A 16327-nucleotide genomic window follows, 5' to 3' on the forward strand; every position below is an offset into this window, starting at 1 on the left:
GGATCTCACAATTCACCCGTTTTGGTGTACTCTTGCCGCCCTGGCATGAGGATAATAACGAATGGACATGACTTTTTTACGCGCCAGCTTTCTGGCAACCCTTTTTTTCCTGACCGCTTGTGACTCTTCCACGCCAGTGGCAACCACCGACGCACCCGCTGCGACGGTGCTTGAAGGCAAAACGATGGGCACCTTCTGGCGCGTCAGCGTGATGAATCTTGATAAGACACGCGCAGATGAACTGCGTGGAAAAATTCAGTCGCAGCTGGACGCTGACGATCAGCTGCTGTCGACATATAAAAATGACTCAGCGCTGATGCGCTTTAATCTTTCAAGCAGTACCTCCCTGTGGCCGGTGAGCGAGGCGATGGCCGATATCGTGACCGAGGCAATGCGCGTGGGTTACAAAACCAACGGGGCGATGGATGTGACCGTCGGACCGCTGGTAAACCTCTGGGGATTTGGCCCTAACAAGCAGCCGGTGACCACGCCTGAACAGGCGGCCATTGATGACGCCCGCGCCCGGACAGGGCTACAGCATCTGACGGTGATCAATCAGTACGGGCAACAGTACCTGCAAAAAGACATCCCCGATCTGTTTGTCGATCTGTCGACGGTCGGGGAAGGCTATGCGGCGGATCATCTGGCTGCACTGATGGCCCAGGAAGGGATTTCTCGCTATCTGGTCTCCGTGGGCGGCGCGTTAGTCAGCCGGGGCATGAATGCCAGCGGTAAACCGTGGCGCGTAGCGATTCAACAGCCGACCGATCGGCAAAATGCCGTGCAGGCGATGGTGGATATCAACGGACATGGCATTAGCACCTCCGGGAGCTACCGTAACTATTACGAGCTTGACGGGAAGCGTATTTCGCACGTTATTGACCCGCAGACCGGACGTCCAATTACGCATAACCTGGTGTCGGTGACGGTGATTGCCCCCACTGCGCTGGAAGCGGATGCCTGGGATACCGGGCTAATGGTACTCGGTCCGGAGAAAGCCAAAGAGGTGGTTCGTCAGGAAGGGCTGGCGGTTTATATGATCGTTAAAGAGGGTGACGGGTTCAAAACCTGGCATTCGCCGCAGTTCAACAGCTTCCTGGTGAGCGACAAAAATTAAAAAGCAAGGTTGCGGGTTTTTAATCAGTGGCACTCAGGCACGCTGTATATATGCTTATAAGAGGAGCCGACAATGAGAAACCCGACCTTAATGACCGATGAAGATCGCTGGCTGGCCGTGCTGGCCCGCGATCCGCGCGCTGACGCTCAGTTTGTCTTTGCCGTGCAGACGACGGGAATTTTCTGCCGCCCGTCATGCCGTGCCCGTCACGCGCTGCGTAAAAATGTCCGCTTTTATCCTGATGCCCACCATGCCATTCAGGCAGGGTTTCGTCCGTGCAAGCGTTGCATGCCGGACAAACGCGATCCGCAGGAACAAAAACTGGCAAAAGTGGAACTCGCCTGCCGTCTTCTGGAGCAGGATGCCTCGTTAACTCTGGAGAAGCTGGCGCAGCAGGTTGCCATGAGTCCTTTCCATTTCCACCGTCTGTTTAAGTCCATAACCGGTATGACGCCAAAAGCCTGGCAGCAGGCGGCGCGAAGTCAGCGACTGCGCACCGCGCTTGCGCAGGGAGACAAAATTACCGATGCCGTTCTGGCGGCCGGGTTTCCTGACAGCAGCAGCTATTATCGTAAAGCTAACGATGCGTTGGGCATGACGGCGAAGCAGTACCGTAAAGGGGACGCGGCTGTGCGTTATGCTATTGATGACTGTTCGCTAGGACGCTGTCTGGTTGCAGAAAGTGAGCGGGGGATCTGCGCGATCCTGCTGGGTGACAACGATGCAGAATTAGCCGAAGAGCTGGCGACGGTATTTCCAAAAGCAGAGCACGCGCCGCTGGACGATGCCTTCGCGCAGCGGATCCATCAGGTGATTGCCAGTATTGATAACCGCGCTGTACCGCTTGCGCTGCCGCTGGATATTCGCGGAACCGCATTCCAGCAGCGGGTATGGCAGGCCCTGCGTAATATTCCCTGCGGTGAAACGGCAAGTTACCAGCAGGTGGCGCAGGCGATTGGTCAACCCAATGCGGTGCGCGCCGTTGCCGGTGCCTGTGCCGCAAACACGCTGGCGATTGTGATCCCCTGTCATCGCGTTGTTCGTAATGACGGGGCGCTGTCAGGTTATCGCTGGGGGACGGAGCGGAAAGCGCTATTACTGAAACGTGAGGCAAAACGCCAGGAGGGATAATGCTCGATCTTTTTGCAGATGCTGAACCCTGGCAGGAGCCGCTTGCTCCGGGGGCGGTGATCCTGCGCCGCTTTGCACTCTCTCGTGCGGCGGCGCTGCTTGCCGGTATTGAAGAGGTGACGGCTGTTTCACCGTTTCGCCATATGGTGACGCCGGGCGGCTACACCATGTCGGTGGCCATGGCCAACTGCGGCGAATTAGGTTGGGCGACAAACGAACGGGGCTATCTGTATGCGCCGAACGATCCCACCACCGGCCAGCCGTGGCCCCCAATGCCTGCGGTTTTTCAGGCTCTTTGTCACGACGCCGCGGTTGCAGCGGATTACGCCGACTTCCGTCCGGATGCCTGCCTGATTAACCGTTACGCCGTTGGCGCGAAGCTCTCGCTGCATCAGGACAAGGATGAACCCGATTTACGTGCGCCTATCGTCTCGGTATCGTTAGGTCTGCCCGCTGTGTTCCAGTTTGGGGGATTACGTCGCAACGATCCGCTCAAGCGCATCATGCTGGAACATGGCGATGTGGTGGTGTGGGGCAGGGAGTCGCGGCTTTATTATCATGGTATTCAGCCGCTGAAACCCGGGGTCCATCCACTCACGGGCGAGTACCGTTTTAACCTGACCTTCCGTCAGGCGGGGCACAGTAAACTAAAATAAGAATTATTCTTGATGTCCACGCAGGGCAGTTTACACTGCTGGCTGATTTTTATTGTCCGGATTGCCTGCATGCAACTACTTCTCCTCGTCTGGCGTCAGTATCGCTGGCCATTCATCGCCGTAATGGCGTTAAGTCTCGCCAGCGCCGCGCTGGGTATTGGCCTGATCGCGTTTATCAACGTGCGGTTGATTGAAATGGTCGACACCTCACTCTCCGTATTACCGGAGTTTCTTGGCCTTCTCCTGCTGTTGATGGCGGTAACGCTCGGCTCTCAGCTGGCGCTGACCGCGCTCGGCCACCATTTCGTTTTCCGTTTGCGCAGTGAGTTTATCAAGCGGATTCTGGACACCCAGGTAGAACGCGTTGAACAACTCGGCAGCGCTTCTCTGCTCGCGGGGCTGACCAGCGATGTGCGCGCCATTACCATCGCGTTCGTTCGTCTGCCGGAGCTGGTTCAGGGGATCATTCTGACCTTTGGCTCTGCGGCTTATCTCGCCTGGCTCTCCAGCAAAATGCTGGCGGTGACCGCGCTGTGGATTGCCATCACCATCTGGGGCGGTTTTGTGCTGGTGTCCCGCGTCTATAAACACATGGCGGTACTGCGCGAAACCGAAGATAAGCTCTATAACGATTACCAGACGGTACTGGAAGGGCGCAAAGAGCTGACCCTGAACCGCGAGCGGGCCGAGTATATCTTCAACAATCTCTATATCCCGGACGCACGCGAATACCGACACCATATTATCCGTGCCGATACGTTCCACCTGAGCGCGGTGAACTGGTCAAATATCATGATGCTGGGGGCTATTGGCCTGGTATTCTGGATGGCGAACAGCCTGGGCTGGGCGGATACGAACGTCGCGGCAACCTACTCGCTGACGCTGCTGTTTTTGCGCACGCCGCTGCTCTCGGCCGTCGGTGCTTTGCCCACCCTGCTGAGTGCGCAGGTGGCGTTTAATAAGCTCAAAAAATTCGATCTCGCGCCGTTTAAAGCCGAGTTCCCGCGCCCTGAGACTTTCCCGAACTGGCAGACGCTGGAGCTGCGTAACGTTACGTTCCGCTATCAGGACAACGCTTTCGCCGTGGGGCCGATCAATCTGACGATTCACCGTGGCGAGCTGTTGTTCCTGATTGGCGGCAACGGCAGTGGAAAATCGACCCTGGCGATGTTGCTCACCGGGCTTTATCTGCCGCAGTCTGGCGAAATTTTGCTGGATGGCAAGGCGCTGAGCGCGGAGAAACCCGAGGATTACCGCAAGCTCTTCTCGGCGGTCTTCACCGACGTCTGGCTGTTCGATCGGCTGCTGGGGCCGGAAGGGCAACAGGCTAATCCTGCGCTGGTGGAGAAATGGCTGGCGCAGCTGCAGATGTCGCACAAGCTGGAGCTGCAGGACGGAAAGATCCTCAACCTGAAGCTCTCCAAAGGGCAAAAAAAACGTGTGGCGCTGCTGCTGGCGCTGGCGGAAGAACGCGACATCATTCTGCTGGACGAGTGGGCGGCCGATCAGGATCCGCATTTCCGCCGCGAATTTTATCAGGTGCTGCTGCCGCTGATGCAGGAGATGGGCAAAACCATTTTCGCCATCAGCCATGACGATCATTACTTTATTCATGCCGATCGTCTGCTGGAGATGCGCGACGGCAAGCTGAGCGAGCTGACCGGCGAAGAGCGCGATGCGGCGTCTCGCGATGCGGTAGCGCGCACGGCCTGAGAATTAGTGTGCCGGGTGGCGGCTTCGCCTTACCCGGCCTAGGAATTTGTAGGCCCGTGCAAGCGTAGCGCCGCCGGGCGCAATGATTTGCACAATATGCCGCTTTTTTCTCCATCCCACCCCGTTGTTTATTCTTATTTACATATCCCCGCGCTATGCTTAATACCAACTTATTTCATGGATTTATGATTAATGTCGGTATTAAAGAAAAACAGCGCCAGGCAGCGTGACCAGGAACGTGCGCGACTTATCTGGCTTCTTACGACCGATAAAGCGGTTACCTCTTCATTATTAGGCAAACTCACCCTGGCTGAGCAATATGATGTCGGCACCTTAGCCGACGATATTGCTGAGGTAGGTGCGCTGGTTGCTCACTTACCGCCACCTGACCTGGCGGATACCCTTGAAGCGCTCCCCTCGGAAGAACGCCACGCCCTGTGGCGGCTGGTGCAGGATCACGAGCGCGGGCAGGTGCTGCTTGAGGCCTCCGAAAACGTCTGGGATGACCTTATCGACGAGATGAGCGACCGGGATATTCTCGACGCTCTGCAAACCCTGGATATCGACGAGCAGATTTACCTCGTTCAGCACCTGCCGCGAAACCTGACCGGTCGCCTGCTGGCTTCCCTGCCTGCGGATGAACGCGCGCGCGTGCGCCAGGTGATGCACTATGAGAAAAACAGCGTCGGCGCGATTATGGAGTTCGGCGTTATCACGGTGCGCCCGGACGTCACGCTCGGTACCGTGCAGCGCTACCTGCGTCGCCTGGGCAGAATGCCGGACAACACCGATAAACTGTTTGTCACCTCGCGGGATAAAACCCTGCTCGGCGAGCTGGAGCTGAAAACCATCCTGCTGAACAGCACCCAGCGGAAGGTGAGCGAGGTGATGGAAAACGAACCGATGGTCTTTTCCCCGGAAGACGATGCGGAAAAAGCGGCGCGTACCTTCGAACGTGACGACCTCGTGAGTGCGGCGGTCGTGGATTCCGTCGGCAAACTGATGGGGCGTCTGACCATCGATGAGATCGTTGATGTCGTCTATGAAGAAACCGATAACGACCTGCGTGCGCTTGGGGGGATCAGCGCCGAAGATGACGTCCATGCCTCCGTCGGCAAGGCCGTTAAAACGCGCTGGGCCTGGCTTGCCATTAATTTGTGTACCGCGTTTATCGCCTCCCGGGTGATTGACGGCTTTGAACATACCATTTCGCAGCTGGTGGCTTTAGCCTCGCTGATGCCGATTGTGGCCGGAATTGGCGGTAACACCGGAAACCAGACCATCACCATGATCGTTCGCGCGCTGGCGCTGGAAAATATTCAACCCGGCAACTTCGCCTTTCTGATCTTCAGAGAGATGGGCGTGGCGTTGATTAACGGCCTGGTGTGGGGCGGCATTATGGGCGGCATCACCTGGTGGCTGTATGACGATATGGCATTAGGCGGGGTAATGATGCTGGCGATGGTGCTGAATTTGCTGGTGGCATCAATGATGGGGGTTATTATTCCGTTAGTGATGACCAAACTGGGGCACGACCCCGCGGTGGGGTCGAGCGTGATGATCACCGCGATAACCGATACCGGCGGCTTCTTTATTTTTCTTGGGCTGGCGACGATTTTTCTTCTTTAAGCCGACGCTTAGCGCGGGCGGGAAGCAGCGCCATGACGATGATCCCGCCCAGAACGCCAATCGCCAGGTTGCCGGTTGATACCGTTGCGGCCACGGTGACCAGCATCACCACCGTTTCCGCAATCGGGGCATTTTTTACCGTGGCTGGCTGAAGGCTGTGCCAGCTGAACGTTTTAATGGCGACAATCGCCATGATCCCGGCCAGCACGGCCATCGGGATTTTGGCCATCACTTCGCTGAGCGCCGTCACCAGGATCAGCAGCACGATACCCGCCGCGATGGTTGAAATGCGGCTTCGTCCTTTCCCCATCTCGACGTTAACGATGGTTTGTCCGATCATCGCGCAGCCCGCAATACCACCATAAAAACCAGACAGAATATTACCCACGCCCAGCCCGATGCTCTCACGCCGCTTGCTCGACGGCGTTGCGGTCAGCTCATCCACCAGCTTTGCCGTGAGCAGGGATTCCAGCAGGCCGACAAACGCGATACTCAGCGCGCACGGCCAGATGATGCTCAGCGTCTGTAAATTAAGCGGAACCAACAGTTCAGTAAGCCCCGGCAAACCGCCGCTTATCGCGCCTTCATCACCCACGGTCGGCAGGATTTGACCGGTGGTCACGGTATACAGCGTCAACACGACAATGGCAATCAGCGGCGAGGGGACACTTTTGATATAGCGTGGTACCCAGAGCACAATCAGCACCGTCAGCACGAACAGGCCTACAATCAGCGGGCTTCGGCTCCAGAAGTGGGGAACCTGGGCGAAGAAAATCAATATACCGAGCGCGTTAACAAACCCGGTCATTACGGCCTGAGGGATAAAGCGCATCAGACGCGCCATGCCCGATACCCCAAACAGGATCTGAATCATGCCAGCCATCAGCACCGCCGGCAGAATGTACTGCACGCCGTGCTGATGCACCATCGGGCCAATGACCAGCGCGACGGAACCGGCCGCTGCCGTGACCATCGCCGGGCGACCGCCCAGCACGGACAGGGCGAGACACAGCACCACGGAGGCAAACAGGCTGACCTTCGGGTCAACCCCCGCGACCACGGAAAATGAAATAACTTCGGGGATCAGCGCCAGAGCGGTAATCACGCCCGCCAGCGTTTCACGCATCAGAAGTTTGGGCGAGCTGAGGACCTCGGTGACGTGGCCTTCACGGGGCAGAGCAGAATGGGGTAAGGACATAACAATTCGCTGGTTAGGGCAGGCTTCCGTGCGCGCGATCACAAAGTGCAGGATAGTAGCCAGAAAATCCTGCTATTGCCAGTCACCAGCGTAATCCCCCACAAACAATCCATCATTAAATTTCACAATTACAATAATTTCGTAACCTTTAAACAATATTTAAAAGTTGTTACCGTGCCCCCGCAGCTTTTTTCACCTGCAATTTCCACGCATCAAGCACTTTTACACTAAGGCATAAATTATGAAAAAAATGACTGCCATGCTCTTTTCTCTGGCCGTGGGGCTTAACACCGTCTCTATGGCGGCGAAAGCTGACGCACCAAAAGAGCAGGAAACGGACGTCCTTTTAATTGGTGGCGGTATCATGAGCGCCACGCTGGGAACCTATCTGCAAGAACTGCAGCCGGACTGGTCTATGACCATGGTCGAGCGCCTCGATGGCGTGGCGCAGGAGAGTTCGAACGGCTGGAATAACGCCGGTACCGGACATTCGGCACTCATGGAACTGAACTATACCCCGCAGAAAAAGGACGGTTCCATTAGTATCGAGAAGGCGGTAGAGATCAACGAAGCCTTCCAGGTTTCTCGCCAGTTCTGGTCTCACCAGGTCAACAGCGGCGTGATGCACGACCCGCACTCCTTCATCAATACCGTACCGCACATGAGCTTTGTGTGGGGCGAACAGAACGTTAATTTCCTGCGCGCGCGCTATGCGGCTCTGCAGCAGAGCACGCTGTTCCGCGGTATGAAATACTCAGAAGACCACGCACAGATTAAAGAGTGGGCTCCGCTGGTCATGGAAGGTCGTGACCCGAACCAGAAAGTGGCGGCGACCCGTACCGAAATTGGTACCGACGTTAACTACGGTGAAATTACCCGTCAGCTGGTGACGTCTCTGAAGAAGAAAGAGAACTTCAACCTGCAGCTCAGCACCGAAGTGCGCGGTTTCAAGCGCAACGCGGATAACAGCTGGAGCGTGACCGTTGCCGATCTGAAAAACAACGAAGCCGAACACGTCATCAAGGCGAAGTTTGTCTTTATCGGTGCGGGCGGCGCGGCGCTGAAGCTGCTGCAGGAGTCCGGTATTCCGGAAGCTGACGACTACGCAGGCTTCCCGGTGGGCGGCCAGTTCCTGGTGTCCGATAACCCGGAAGTGGTGAATCGTCATCTGGCAAAAGTGTACGGTCAGGCTTCTGTTGGTGCGCCGCCAATGTCTGTTCCGCACATCGACACCCGTATGCTTGACGGTAAACGCGTGGTGCTGTTTGGACCGTTCGCGACCTTCTCCACCAAGTTCCTGAAAAATGGCTCCCTGTGGGATCTGCTGAGCGCCACGACCACCTCTAACGTCAAGCCGATGATGGACGTGGGTCTGGATAACTTCGACCTGGTGAAATACCTGATTAGCCAGGTGATGCTCTCTGACGACGACCGTTTTGAGGCGCTGAAAGAGTACTATCCGCAGGCGAAGAAAGAAGACTGGCGTTTGTGGCAGGCGGGTCAGCGCGTACAGATCATCAAGCGCGATCCGAAAGAAGGCGGCGTGCTGCGTCTGGGTACCGAAGTGGTAAGCGACAAGGATGGCACCATCGCCGCGCTGCTGGGGGCATCACCGGGTGCGTCTACTGCTGCGCCAATCATGCTGCACCTGATGGAAAAAGTGTTTAAAGATAAAGTCTCCAGCCCGGAATGGCAGGCGAAGCTGAAAACCATTATTCCATCCTACGGCACGAAGCTGAACGGTAACGTGGATGCGACGGAGCAGGAGCTGGAATACACCAGCCGCGTACTGCAGCTGCAATATGTTAAGCCGCAGGCTGCGGATGCTGCGCCAAAAGCGGAGCTGAAGCCTCAGCCGGAAAACAAACCGGTTGCGGATATCGCGCTGTAAGGTAAAAAAGCCGGGTGGCGCTGACGCCTACCCGGCCTACGTTCGGTGTTGTTTTGTAGGTCGGGTAAGGCGAAGCCGTCACCCGACTTATTCTTAACGTACTACCGCTTGGCCGACATTCTCATCTGCCTTCCACACGCGATACTTCACTTCCACGTTTTCAGGCGTATACACCACGATCGGCAACTTGCTGTTGTAGCGCAGCAGACTGTTGTCGCCCAGATACGCCGTCACAAATTTCTTCTCTTTCTTGCCGTCCGGGCAGGCCATCATGGTGGAGACAGGAGAGGTGACTTTATCAAAGACGTAATAGTCATAACCCCAGCCTTCCAGCGTTTTGCTTTCAAGTTGACCGCCCAGACGGTGCTGGTTGCAGTCCACTTCCAGCGTCTTGCCAATTAACAGTTCCACTTTGAAGTTCGCTTCATCCTGCTGAACCGGCAGCTGAATCACCTGACGCTTCATCCCTTTGTCCGCTTTCGGATACGGAGCCACTTTTTCCAGCGGCTGCTCTTTTGGGGTTTCGCTGGCGAAAGCGCTGGTGCTGACGCACGCGGCGGCGATGAGGGCGATGGCAAATTTAGGTGCGTTTTTCATTGTCATTCCTTTATGTCAAAACGATGCTGCGCAGGTTAACATAACAACTATGAATGATTGGTGTTATTTACTTACATTTTCACTATGCATAGCGTTATACACTTTTAAATCTCTTGTTTAGCGGTTGTTTATGCTGGCGTGAAGTCAGGTGCCAGTTCGTGTTATTTTAGACTGTATATAATGTTATTCATCTGTAAAAGGGAAGAGAGATGGTTCGTGCAAAACTGAAAACACCTGAAGGCCGCAAATTCCTCCTGGCGCTGCTGGTCGTGTTTATGATTGCTGCCGCGTGCGTGGGGCGGGCAACCATTGTTGGCGTGATCGAACAGTACAATATTCCCCTCTCTGCCTGGACAACCAGCATGTATGTCCTGCAGTCGGCAATGATCTTTGTCTACAGCCTGGTGTTCACCGTTCTGCTGGCCATCCCGCTGGGCATTTTCTTCCTGGGCGGTCGCGAAAAGCACTAAGCATTCACCTTAGAAAACGAAGCCAGCCTGCGGGCTGGCTTTTTTTATATCAGATGATTTTTATTCGCATTTCCAGGATATTCTGTTTCGAACAAGATTGTTCGACATAAAGCAGGAGATGCGCGATGTTATCCCGGTTTGCAACGCTCAGCCGGATCCCGAAAGGAGTCTGGGTTGTGGGTGGCGTCAGTATGTTGATGGATATCTCCTCGGAGATCATTCACAGCCTGCTGCCACTATTTATGGTGACGACGCTCGGAGCCAGCGTGCTCTTCATTGGTTTGATTGAAGGTCTGGCTGAGGCCACTGCGCTGTTTATCAAAGTGTTTTCCGGCGCAATCAGTGACTATCTGGGCAAACGTAAAGGGCTGGCGGTTCTGGGCTACGGTCTTGGCGCGTTGAGTAAACCGTTGTTTGCTATTGCCTCTTCCTCGGGCATGATTCTGGGGGCACGCTTAATCGACCGGGTAGGGAAGGGGATCCGTGGTGCACCGCGCGATGCGCTGGTCGCTGACGTTACGCCCCCCGAGTTGCGCGGTGCAGCGTTCGGTCTACGTCAGTCTATGGACACCGTCGGCGCATTTCTCGGCCCGCTACTGGCCGTTGGCCTGATGCTGCTGTGGAACGATGATTTTCGTACTATTTTCTGGATTGCAGTCATCCCGGGCGTGCTCGCCGTTGCATTGCTTTTCTTCGGTCTGCATGAGCCGAAAAAACCTGTTGAACATAAGCGCACAAATCCCATAAAAAAAGAGAACCTCAGGCGTCTGGGTAAAGGCTGCTGGTGGGTGATTGGCCTGGGGGCCGTTTTCACACTCGCACGTTTCAGTGAGGCATTTCTTGTCCTCCGCGCCCAGCAGTCGGGTGTGCCGCTGGCGTTGATCCCGCTGGTGATGGTGGCGATGAATCTGCTCTACTTCCTCTCTGCCTATCCGTTTGGCAAGTTATCTGACGTTATGAGCCACACTCGTCTGCTGCAGTGGGGGCTGGTGGTGCTGATAGGTGCGGACATTGTGCTGGCGCTGAGCACCCACTGGGCGGGTATTATTTTAGGCGTTGCTCTGTGGGGCGTGCATATGGGGATGACGCAGGGATTGCTGGCGGCAATGATCGCTAAAACCGCGCCAGCGGATTTGCGCGGCACGGCTTTCGGTATTTTTAGCCTGGTCAGCGGCGTAGGATTATTAATAGCCAGCGTGGGAGCAGGAGCGATATGGGAAGCGTTTGGCGCGGAATATACTTTTTATACCGGAGCGGCGATTTGTCTGGTCGCGCTGGTATATCTGCGTAAAACCCCAGAAGCGGCAAGATGATTTTTCTCAGAATGCCATAATGTAGAAGTAATGGTTTCTGGTTGACCTTTTTTTCTATGAGTTATCATATTTTATGCATAAGAGATTTTAGGGGGTAATGATAATTCCGAGTGATGTAATTTTCTGATGCATTGACTCTCGCTATGGAACTTGTCCTTTTCTGGACTCTGCATCTTTATTTTTTATTCATGTATCAGCCAATTATCTTAAACGATAGTTTTTTGTGCTCTCTTTATAAGAATTTTCCAATGAAATTGATGCCCATCAATAAAATACATTAACCATACAATAAATCTGTTGTTTCTCATTGCCGCCGAATTTAAAACTACCTTGTCGGCTAAATATGGTTTAATTACTCCATGGTTAAGTCGTTAAGTAGTGCTTTAATTACTCCTATTTAGCATAAAACACTTACGAAAGTTCCTATAGTAGATCTTTGATCTGTAAAGTTGATCTTGGTCGGTTCATTGCTCTATTATGCTTGCGTAAACAAAACGTCGTTCACTCAACAATCATTCCTCAAGGAAAGGGACTGCTATGGCTGATACGTTCCAGAATGAAGTACCCAAGGCGCGCATTAATTTAAAATTATCCCTGCATACGGGTGGTGCTCAGAAGAAAGTCGAACTGCCACTTAAACTTCTCACCGTCGGTGATTTCAGTAATGGCAAAGAGAACCGACCATTATCCGAAAGAGAAAAAATCAACGTCAATAAAAACAACTTCAATAGCGTACTTTCGGAATTTAACCCGGAAGTAAATCTGAGTGTGAAGAATACGCTGACGGACGATGGTTCTGAGGAAGCTATTAAACTGAATTTTTCCGATATTAAAGACTTCGAACCGGAGCAGGTCGCCCGCCAGATCCCCCAGCTTCGCGCCATGCTTGCCATGCGTAACTTATTACGGGATCTCAAATCCAACCTTCTTGATAACGCCACTTTCAGAAAAGAACTAGAGAAAATTCTTAAAGACCCGGCGCTGTCTCAGGAATTACGCGACGAAATGAGTGCTCTGGCACCGAAATAAGCGGTGCTCGTCTTTTAATGGATTAATCGGGAATATGCTGATGTCTGTAAATACTGAAAATGCCTCCGTTCAGGGGCAGACCACACTACGTGAAAAAGAGAGCGTATACGCCTCCCTGTTTGACAAAATCAACCTGACCCCGGCCTCAAGCCTGGGCGATATCAATTCGTTTCTGGATGATGCGGCGCTGTCCGATGCGCCGGCTGGTGAACGCCTCACGGCGGCGATGCAGGTGTTTATGGACTGCATCCGCAAATCCGGTCAGCAGGTAGAAAAGCTCGATAAGTCGCTGATTGATTACCATATCGCAGAGCTGGATTACCAGATCAGTCGCCAACTGGACGCGGTCATGCACCATGAAGCGTTTCAGAAAGTAGAATCCCTCTGGCGTGGCCTGAAGCAGCTGGTGGACAACACCGACTACCGCCAGAATGTGAAAACCGAAATTCTGGACGTGTCCAAAGATGACCTGCGCCAGGATTTTGAAGATGCGCCGGAGCTGGTACAAAGCGGCCTGTACTGGCATACCTACACCGCCGAGTACGACACCCCAGGCGGAGAGCCGATTGGTTCAGTGATCTCGGCCTATGAATTTGATGCCAGCCCGCAGGACATCTCGCTGCTGCGCAATATCTCGAAAGTCTCTGCCGCCGCGCATATGCCGTTTATCGGTGCTGTCGGTCCGGCCTTCTTCCTGAAGGAAAGTATGGAAGAGGTCGCCGCCATCAAGGACATCGGCAACTACTTCGATCGCGCTGAGTACATCAAATGGAAAGCGTTCCGTGACACCGACGACTCCCGCTATATCGGGCTGGTGATGCCGCGCGTGCTCGGACGTCTGCCATACGGTCCCGATACCGTACCGGTGCGCAGCTTCAACTACGTTGAGCAGGTGAAAGGCCCCGATCACGAGAAGTATCTGTGGACCAGCGCGTCGTTCTCTTTCGCTTCAAACATGGTTAAAAGCTTCATCAATAACGGCTGGTGCGTCCAGATCCGTGGCCCGCAGGCGGGTGGTGCGGTAAAAGATCTGCCGATCCATCTTTATGACCTGGGCACCGGCAACCAGGTGAAAATCCCGTCTGAGGTGATGATCCCCGAAACCCGCGAGTTTGAATTCGCTAATCTGGGCTTTATCCCGCTGTCGTACTACAAAAACCGCGATTATGCCTGTTTCTTCTCGGCCAACTCCGCCCAGAAACCGGCGCTGTACGACACGGCTGATGCAACCGCCAACAGCCGCATCAACGCGCGCCTGCCTTACATCTTCCTGCTGTCGCGTATTGCCCATTACCTGAAGCTCATTCAGCGTGAAAACATTGGTACCACCAAGGATCGCCGTCTGCTTGAGCTTGAACTCAACACCTGGGTACGCGGTCTGGTCACTGAAATGACCGATCCGGGCGACGAGCTGCAGGCATCGCATCCGCTGCGTGACGCCAAAGTAGTGGTGGAAGACATTGAGGATAACCCGGGCTTCTTCCGCGTGAAGCTCTTTGCCGTCCCGCACTTCCAGGTTGAAGGCATGGACGTGAATCTGTCTCTGGTGAGTCAGATGCCGAAAGCGAAAGCGTAAGGCAGGAGCAGGGATGAAAATTTATCGTCCGTTATGGAGTGACGGGGCTTTTCTGGCCCCGCAACAGTTCCAGCAGCAGGCTCGTTGGGATGCGCATGTTGCAGATAGCGTTGCTCGGATGACGATGGCGCACCCCTGGGGAGTGCTGTGCGCGGAGTTTGAGGACGGGGCACTGGCACTCTCAAGACTTAATGCCACCCGGCTGGCGGTACGCTTCGCTGACGGGACGCTGGTCGATACAGACCTTGCAGATAATCTGCCGCCGGTTTGCGATGTATCCACAGTGGGGCTGGAGAGTATTGAGGTGCTGCTGTGCCTGCCTTTGCTTAGCGCGAACGGCGGCAATCTTGATGACGGGCGTGACAGTGCCCGTCCATGTCGCTGGCAGTCTGAACGGGTAACGGTGCAGGAGCTTGCCGGTCATGAACGTAGCGAACTGGCGGTGCTGCGTCATTCGCTGACGCTGCGTCTGGCGACACAGGAAAACAGTGCTTACTTGACTTGCCCGGTAGCGAGGCTTGTCCGTAACGCTCAGGGGCAGTGGAGCCGGGATGCCGGCTTTATTCCCCCGCTGCTGTCGTTGAGCGCCAGCCCCGTCATGCTCGTTGAACTCAGAGAGTTGCTGCATCGCCTGTCGGCACGGCGTAAGAGACTGATGTCGATGCGACGTGAAAGCAACGAGCGGATGGCGGACTTTGCCGTGGCCGACGTCTCCTTGTTCTGGCTGCTAAGTGCCCTGAACAGCGCTGAGCCTGTGCTGACCGAACTGTACCAGACGCCGTCACGTCATCCTGAACTGTTGTACCGCGAGCTGGCAAGGCTTGCCGGCAGCCTGTTGACATTCTCCCTTGAACACAACGTCGACGACATTCCCGCTTACCGGCATGAGATGCCGGAACAGGTGTTTCCGCCGCTGTTTGCCCTGCTGGACCAGCTTCTGGAGGCCAGTCTGCCGTCGCGGGTTATCGCTATTGCCCTGGAACAGGGCGAAGACCGGGAGATCTGGCGCGGAAAACTGCACGATGCGCGGCTGCGTGAAGGGGCGGACTTCTATCTCTCCGTGCGCTCTTCCATGCCAAACCATGAACTGCAGACACGCTTCCCGCTGCTGTGTAAAGCCGGCAGCCATGATGATGTGTCTGAAGTGGTGAATATCGCTCTGAGCGGGATGGTGATTAAGCCGTTGAGCCATGTCCCTGCGGCCATCCCACTGCGTCTGGAGAACCAGTATTTTGCGCTGGATCTGTCCACCGATGCTGCCCGCGCCATGCTGGAGGCAGGAAACTGTACTTTTTACACGCCGGAATCGCTTGGCGAAGTCAAACTTGAACTGTTTGCGGTGCTGCGCTCATGAAGACTCCTGATATTGACCTGATAAACAGAACGTTCTATCCAGGCTGGCTGATGGTCAGCCAACTACGCAGTGGTCAGGAAATAGAAGATGGCGAGGCGCTGTACCGTCGGGCCTGCCGGTGGGTGGGTGATGCACGGGCTTCTCTTACTCAGGCCGGGTACAGTGAAATGAGCTGTGAACGGATGCTGTATGCCTACTGTGCCCTGATGGATGAGAGTGTGCTCAACCGCGATAAACAGGATGATGGCTATCGCAAATGGCGTAAGGACCCGCTGCAGGCGCGGTTTTTCAGCACCCTGAATGCTGGGGAAGAACTGTGGGAGCGTATCCGCACCATCCTGCGTGAGCCTGCACCGGATGTGGCGGTACTGACCTGCCTGTACCGCACCCTGCAGCTGGGTTTTGTCGGACAGTACCGGGCGCAGGATGACGAGCGGCGTGAGGATGTGGTCCGTGCGCTCAGCGAGCGGGTACCGCCGTTTACCCTGACACAGGATTCGCCTGTGGTGGTCAGAGCACCCGGACTGCGCAGCGGACGCCGGATGTACTGGCTCGGCTGGGTGGCAGGTATCGTGGTGCTTGCGGCGCTATGGTTGACCTTCTCCTCTGTGCTGGCGCAGATGGTGTCGCAAATAGCCGGGCGGGGATAAGGG

The 16327-nt window shown here is 55.1% G+C and carries 14 protein-coding genes; 12 read left to right on the forward strand and 2 right to left on the reverse strand.

Annotated elements, in window-relative coordinates:
* Positions 1 to 61 precede the first annotated feature (61 nt).
* The 5 genes from apbE to mgtE all read left to right on the forward strand — a co-directional run bounded on the left by apbE (position 62) and on the right by mgtE (position 6246).
* Positions 62 to 1117: an FAD:protein FMN transferase ApbE gene (apbE, locus tag E3U32_RS04550; RefSeq protein WP_134347802.1), complete on the forward strand. Its 1056-nt coding sequence runs from the start codon at positions 62 to 64 to the stop codon at positions 1115 to 1117.
* Positions 1118 to 1189: 72 nt separating this feature from the next.
* Complete coding sequence (gene ada, locus E3U32_RS04555; RefSeq protein ID WP_134347803.1) at positions 1190 to 2248, forward strand: bifunctional DNA-binding transcriptional regulator/O6-methylguanine-DNA methyltransferase Ada; 1059 nt, start codon at positions 1190 to 1192, stop codon at positions 2246 to 2248.
* Positions 2248 to 2904 carry a DNA oxidative demethylase AlkB gene (gene alkB / locus E3U32_RS04560; protein WP_134347804.1) on the forward strand — a complete coding sequence of 219 codons (657 nt, stop codon included), beginning with the start codon at positions 2248 to 2250 and terminating at the stop codon, positions 2902 to 2904. The genes ada and alkB overlap by 1 nt, the downstream gene beginning before the upstream one ends.
* A gap of 69 nt (positions 2905 to 2973) precedes the next feature.
* Positions 2974 to 4617 carry a multidrug ABC transporter permease/ATP-binding protein gene (locus E3U32_RS04565; protein ID WP_134347805.1) on the forward strand — a complete coding sequence of 548 codons (1644 nt, stop codon included), beginning with the start codon at positions 2974 to 2976 and terminating at the stop codon, positions 4615 to 4617.
* Between the two features lie 192 nt (positions 4618 to 4809).
* Complete coding sequence (mgtE, locus tag E3U32_RS04570) at positions 4810 to 6246, forward strand: magnesium transporter (protein ID WP_134347806.1); 1437 nt, start codon at positions 4810 to 4812, stop codon at positions 6244 to 6246.
* On the opposite strand, the gene E3U32_RS04575 is transcribed toward mgtE, so the two are convergent.
* Entirely contained in the window at positions 6209 to 7498 is a 1290-nt protein-coding gene (locus tag E3U32_RS04575; RefSeq protein ID WP_134347807.1) for a SulP family inorganic anion transporter, read from the reverse strand. The two genes, mgtE and E3U32_RS04575, sit on opposite strands and share 38 nt — an antisense overlap.
* A 187-nt stretch (positions 7499 to 7685) precedes the next feature.
* On the opposite strand from E3U32_RS04575, the gene mqo reads away from it, so the two are divergent.
* Positions 7686 to 9335, forward strand: a complete 1650-nt coding sequence (gene mqo / locus E3U32_RS04580) for a malate dehydrogenase (quinone) (protein ID WP_134347808.1) — start codon at positions 7686 to 7688, stop codon at positions 9333 to 9335.
* A 93-nt stretch (positions 9336 to 9428) separates the two neighbouring features.
* On the opposite strand, the gene eco is transcribed toward mqo, so the two are convergent.
* The gene (gene eco, locus E3U32_RS04585) at positions 9429 to 9932 is read right to left on the reverse strand and encodes a serine protease inhibitor ecotin (protein ID WP_134347809.1); all 504 of its coding nucleotides are present in this window, start codon (positions 9930 to 9932) and stop codon (positions 9429 to 9431) included.
* A gap of 209 nt (positions 9933 to 10141) precedes the next feature.
* On the opposite strand from eco, the gene E3U32_RS04590 reads away from it, so the two are divergent.
* From E3U32_RS04590 to tssL, 6 genes are all read left to right on the forward strand, one after another.
* On the forward strand, positions 10142 to 10402 hold the full coding sequence (locus tag E3U32_RS04590; protein ID WP_008500962.1) for a DUF2534 family protein: 261 nt from the start codon (positions 10142 to 10144) through the stop codon (positions 10400 to 10402).
* Positions 10403 to 10527: 125 nt separating this feature from the next.
* Positions 10528 to 11715 carry an MFS transporter gene (locus tag E3U32_RS04595; RefSeq protein ID WP_134347810.1) on the forward strand — a complete coding sequence of 396 codons (1188 nt, stop codon included), beginning with the start codon at positions 10528 to 10530 and terminating at the stop codon, positions 11713 to 11715.
* 537 nt (positions 11716 to 12252) lie between these two features.
* Positions 12253 to 12744: a type VI secretion system contractile sheath small subunit gene (gene tssB, locus E3U32_RS04600; protein WP_063428854.1), complete on the forward strand. Its 492-nt coding sequence runs from the start codon at positions 12253 to 12255 to the stop codon at positions 12742 to 12744.
* A 40-nt stretch (positions 12745 to 12784) separates the two neighbouring features.
* The gene (gene tssC, locus E3U32_RS04605; protein WP_134347811.1) at positions 12785 to 14320 is read left to right on the forward strand and encodes a type VI secretion system contractile sheath large subunit; all 1536 of its coding nucleotides are present in this window, start codon (positions 12785 to 12787) and stop codon (positions 14318 to 14320) included.
* Between the two features lie 13 nt (positions 14321 to 14333).
* Positions 14334 to 15674, forward strand: a complete 1341-nt coding sequence (gene tssK, locus E3U32_RS04610) for a type VI secretion system baseplate subunit TssK (RefSeq protein WP_134347812.1) — start codon at positions 14334 to 14336, stop codon at positions 15672 to 15674.
* The gene (tssL, locus tag E3U32_RS04615; RefSeq protein WP_134347813.1) at positions 15671 to 16324 is read left to right on the forward strand and encodes a type VI secretion system protein TssL, short form; all 654 of its coding nucleotides are present in this window, start codon (positions 15671 to 15673) and stop codon (positions 16322 to 16324) included. The genes tssK and tssL overlap by 4 nt, the downstream gene beginning before the upstream one ends.
* The last annotated feature ends 3 nt before the right edge of the window (positions 16325 to 16327 follow it).

The organism is Lelliottia nimipressuralis (genome assembly GCF_004402045.1).
Lineage (GTDB): Bacteria > Pseudomonadota > Gammaproteobacteria > Enterobacterales > Enterobacteriaceae > Enterobacter > Enterobacter chinensis.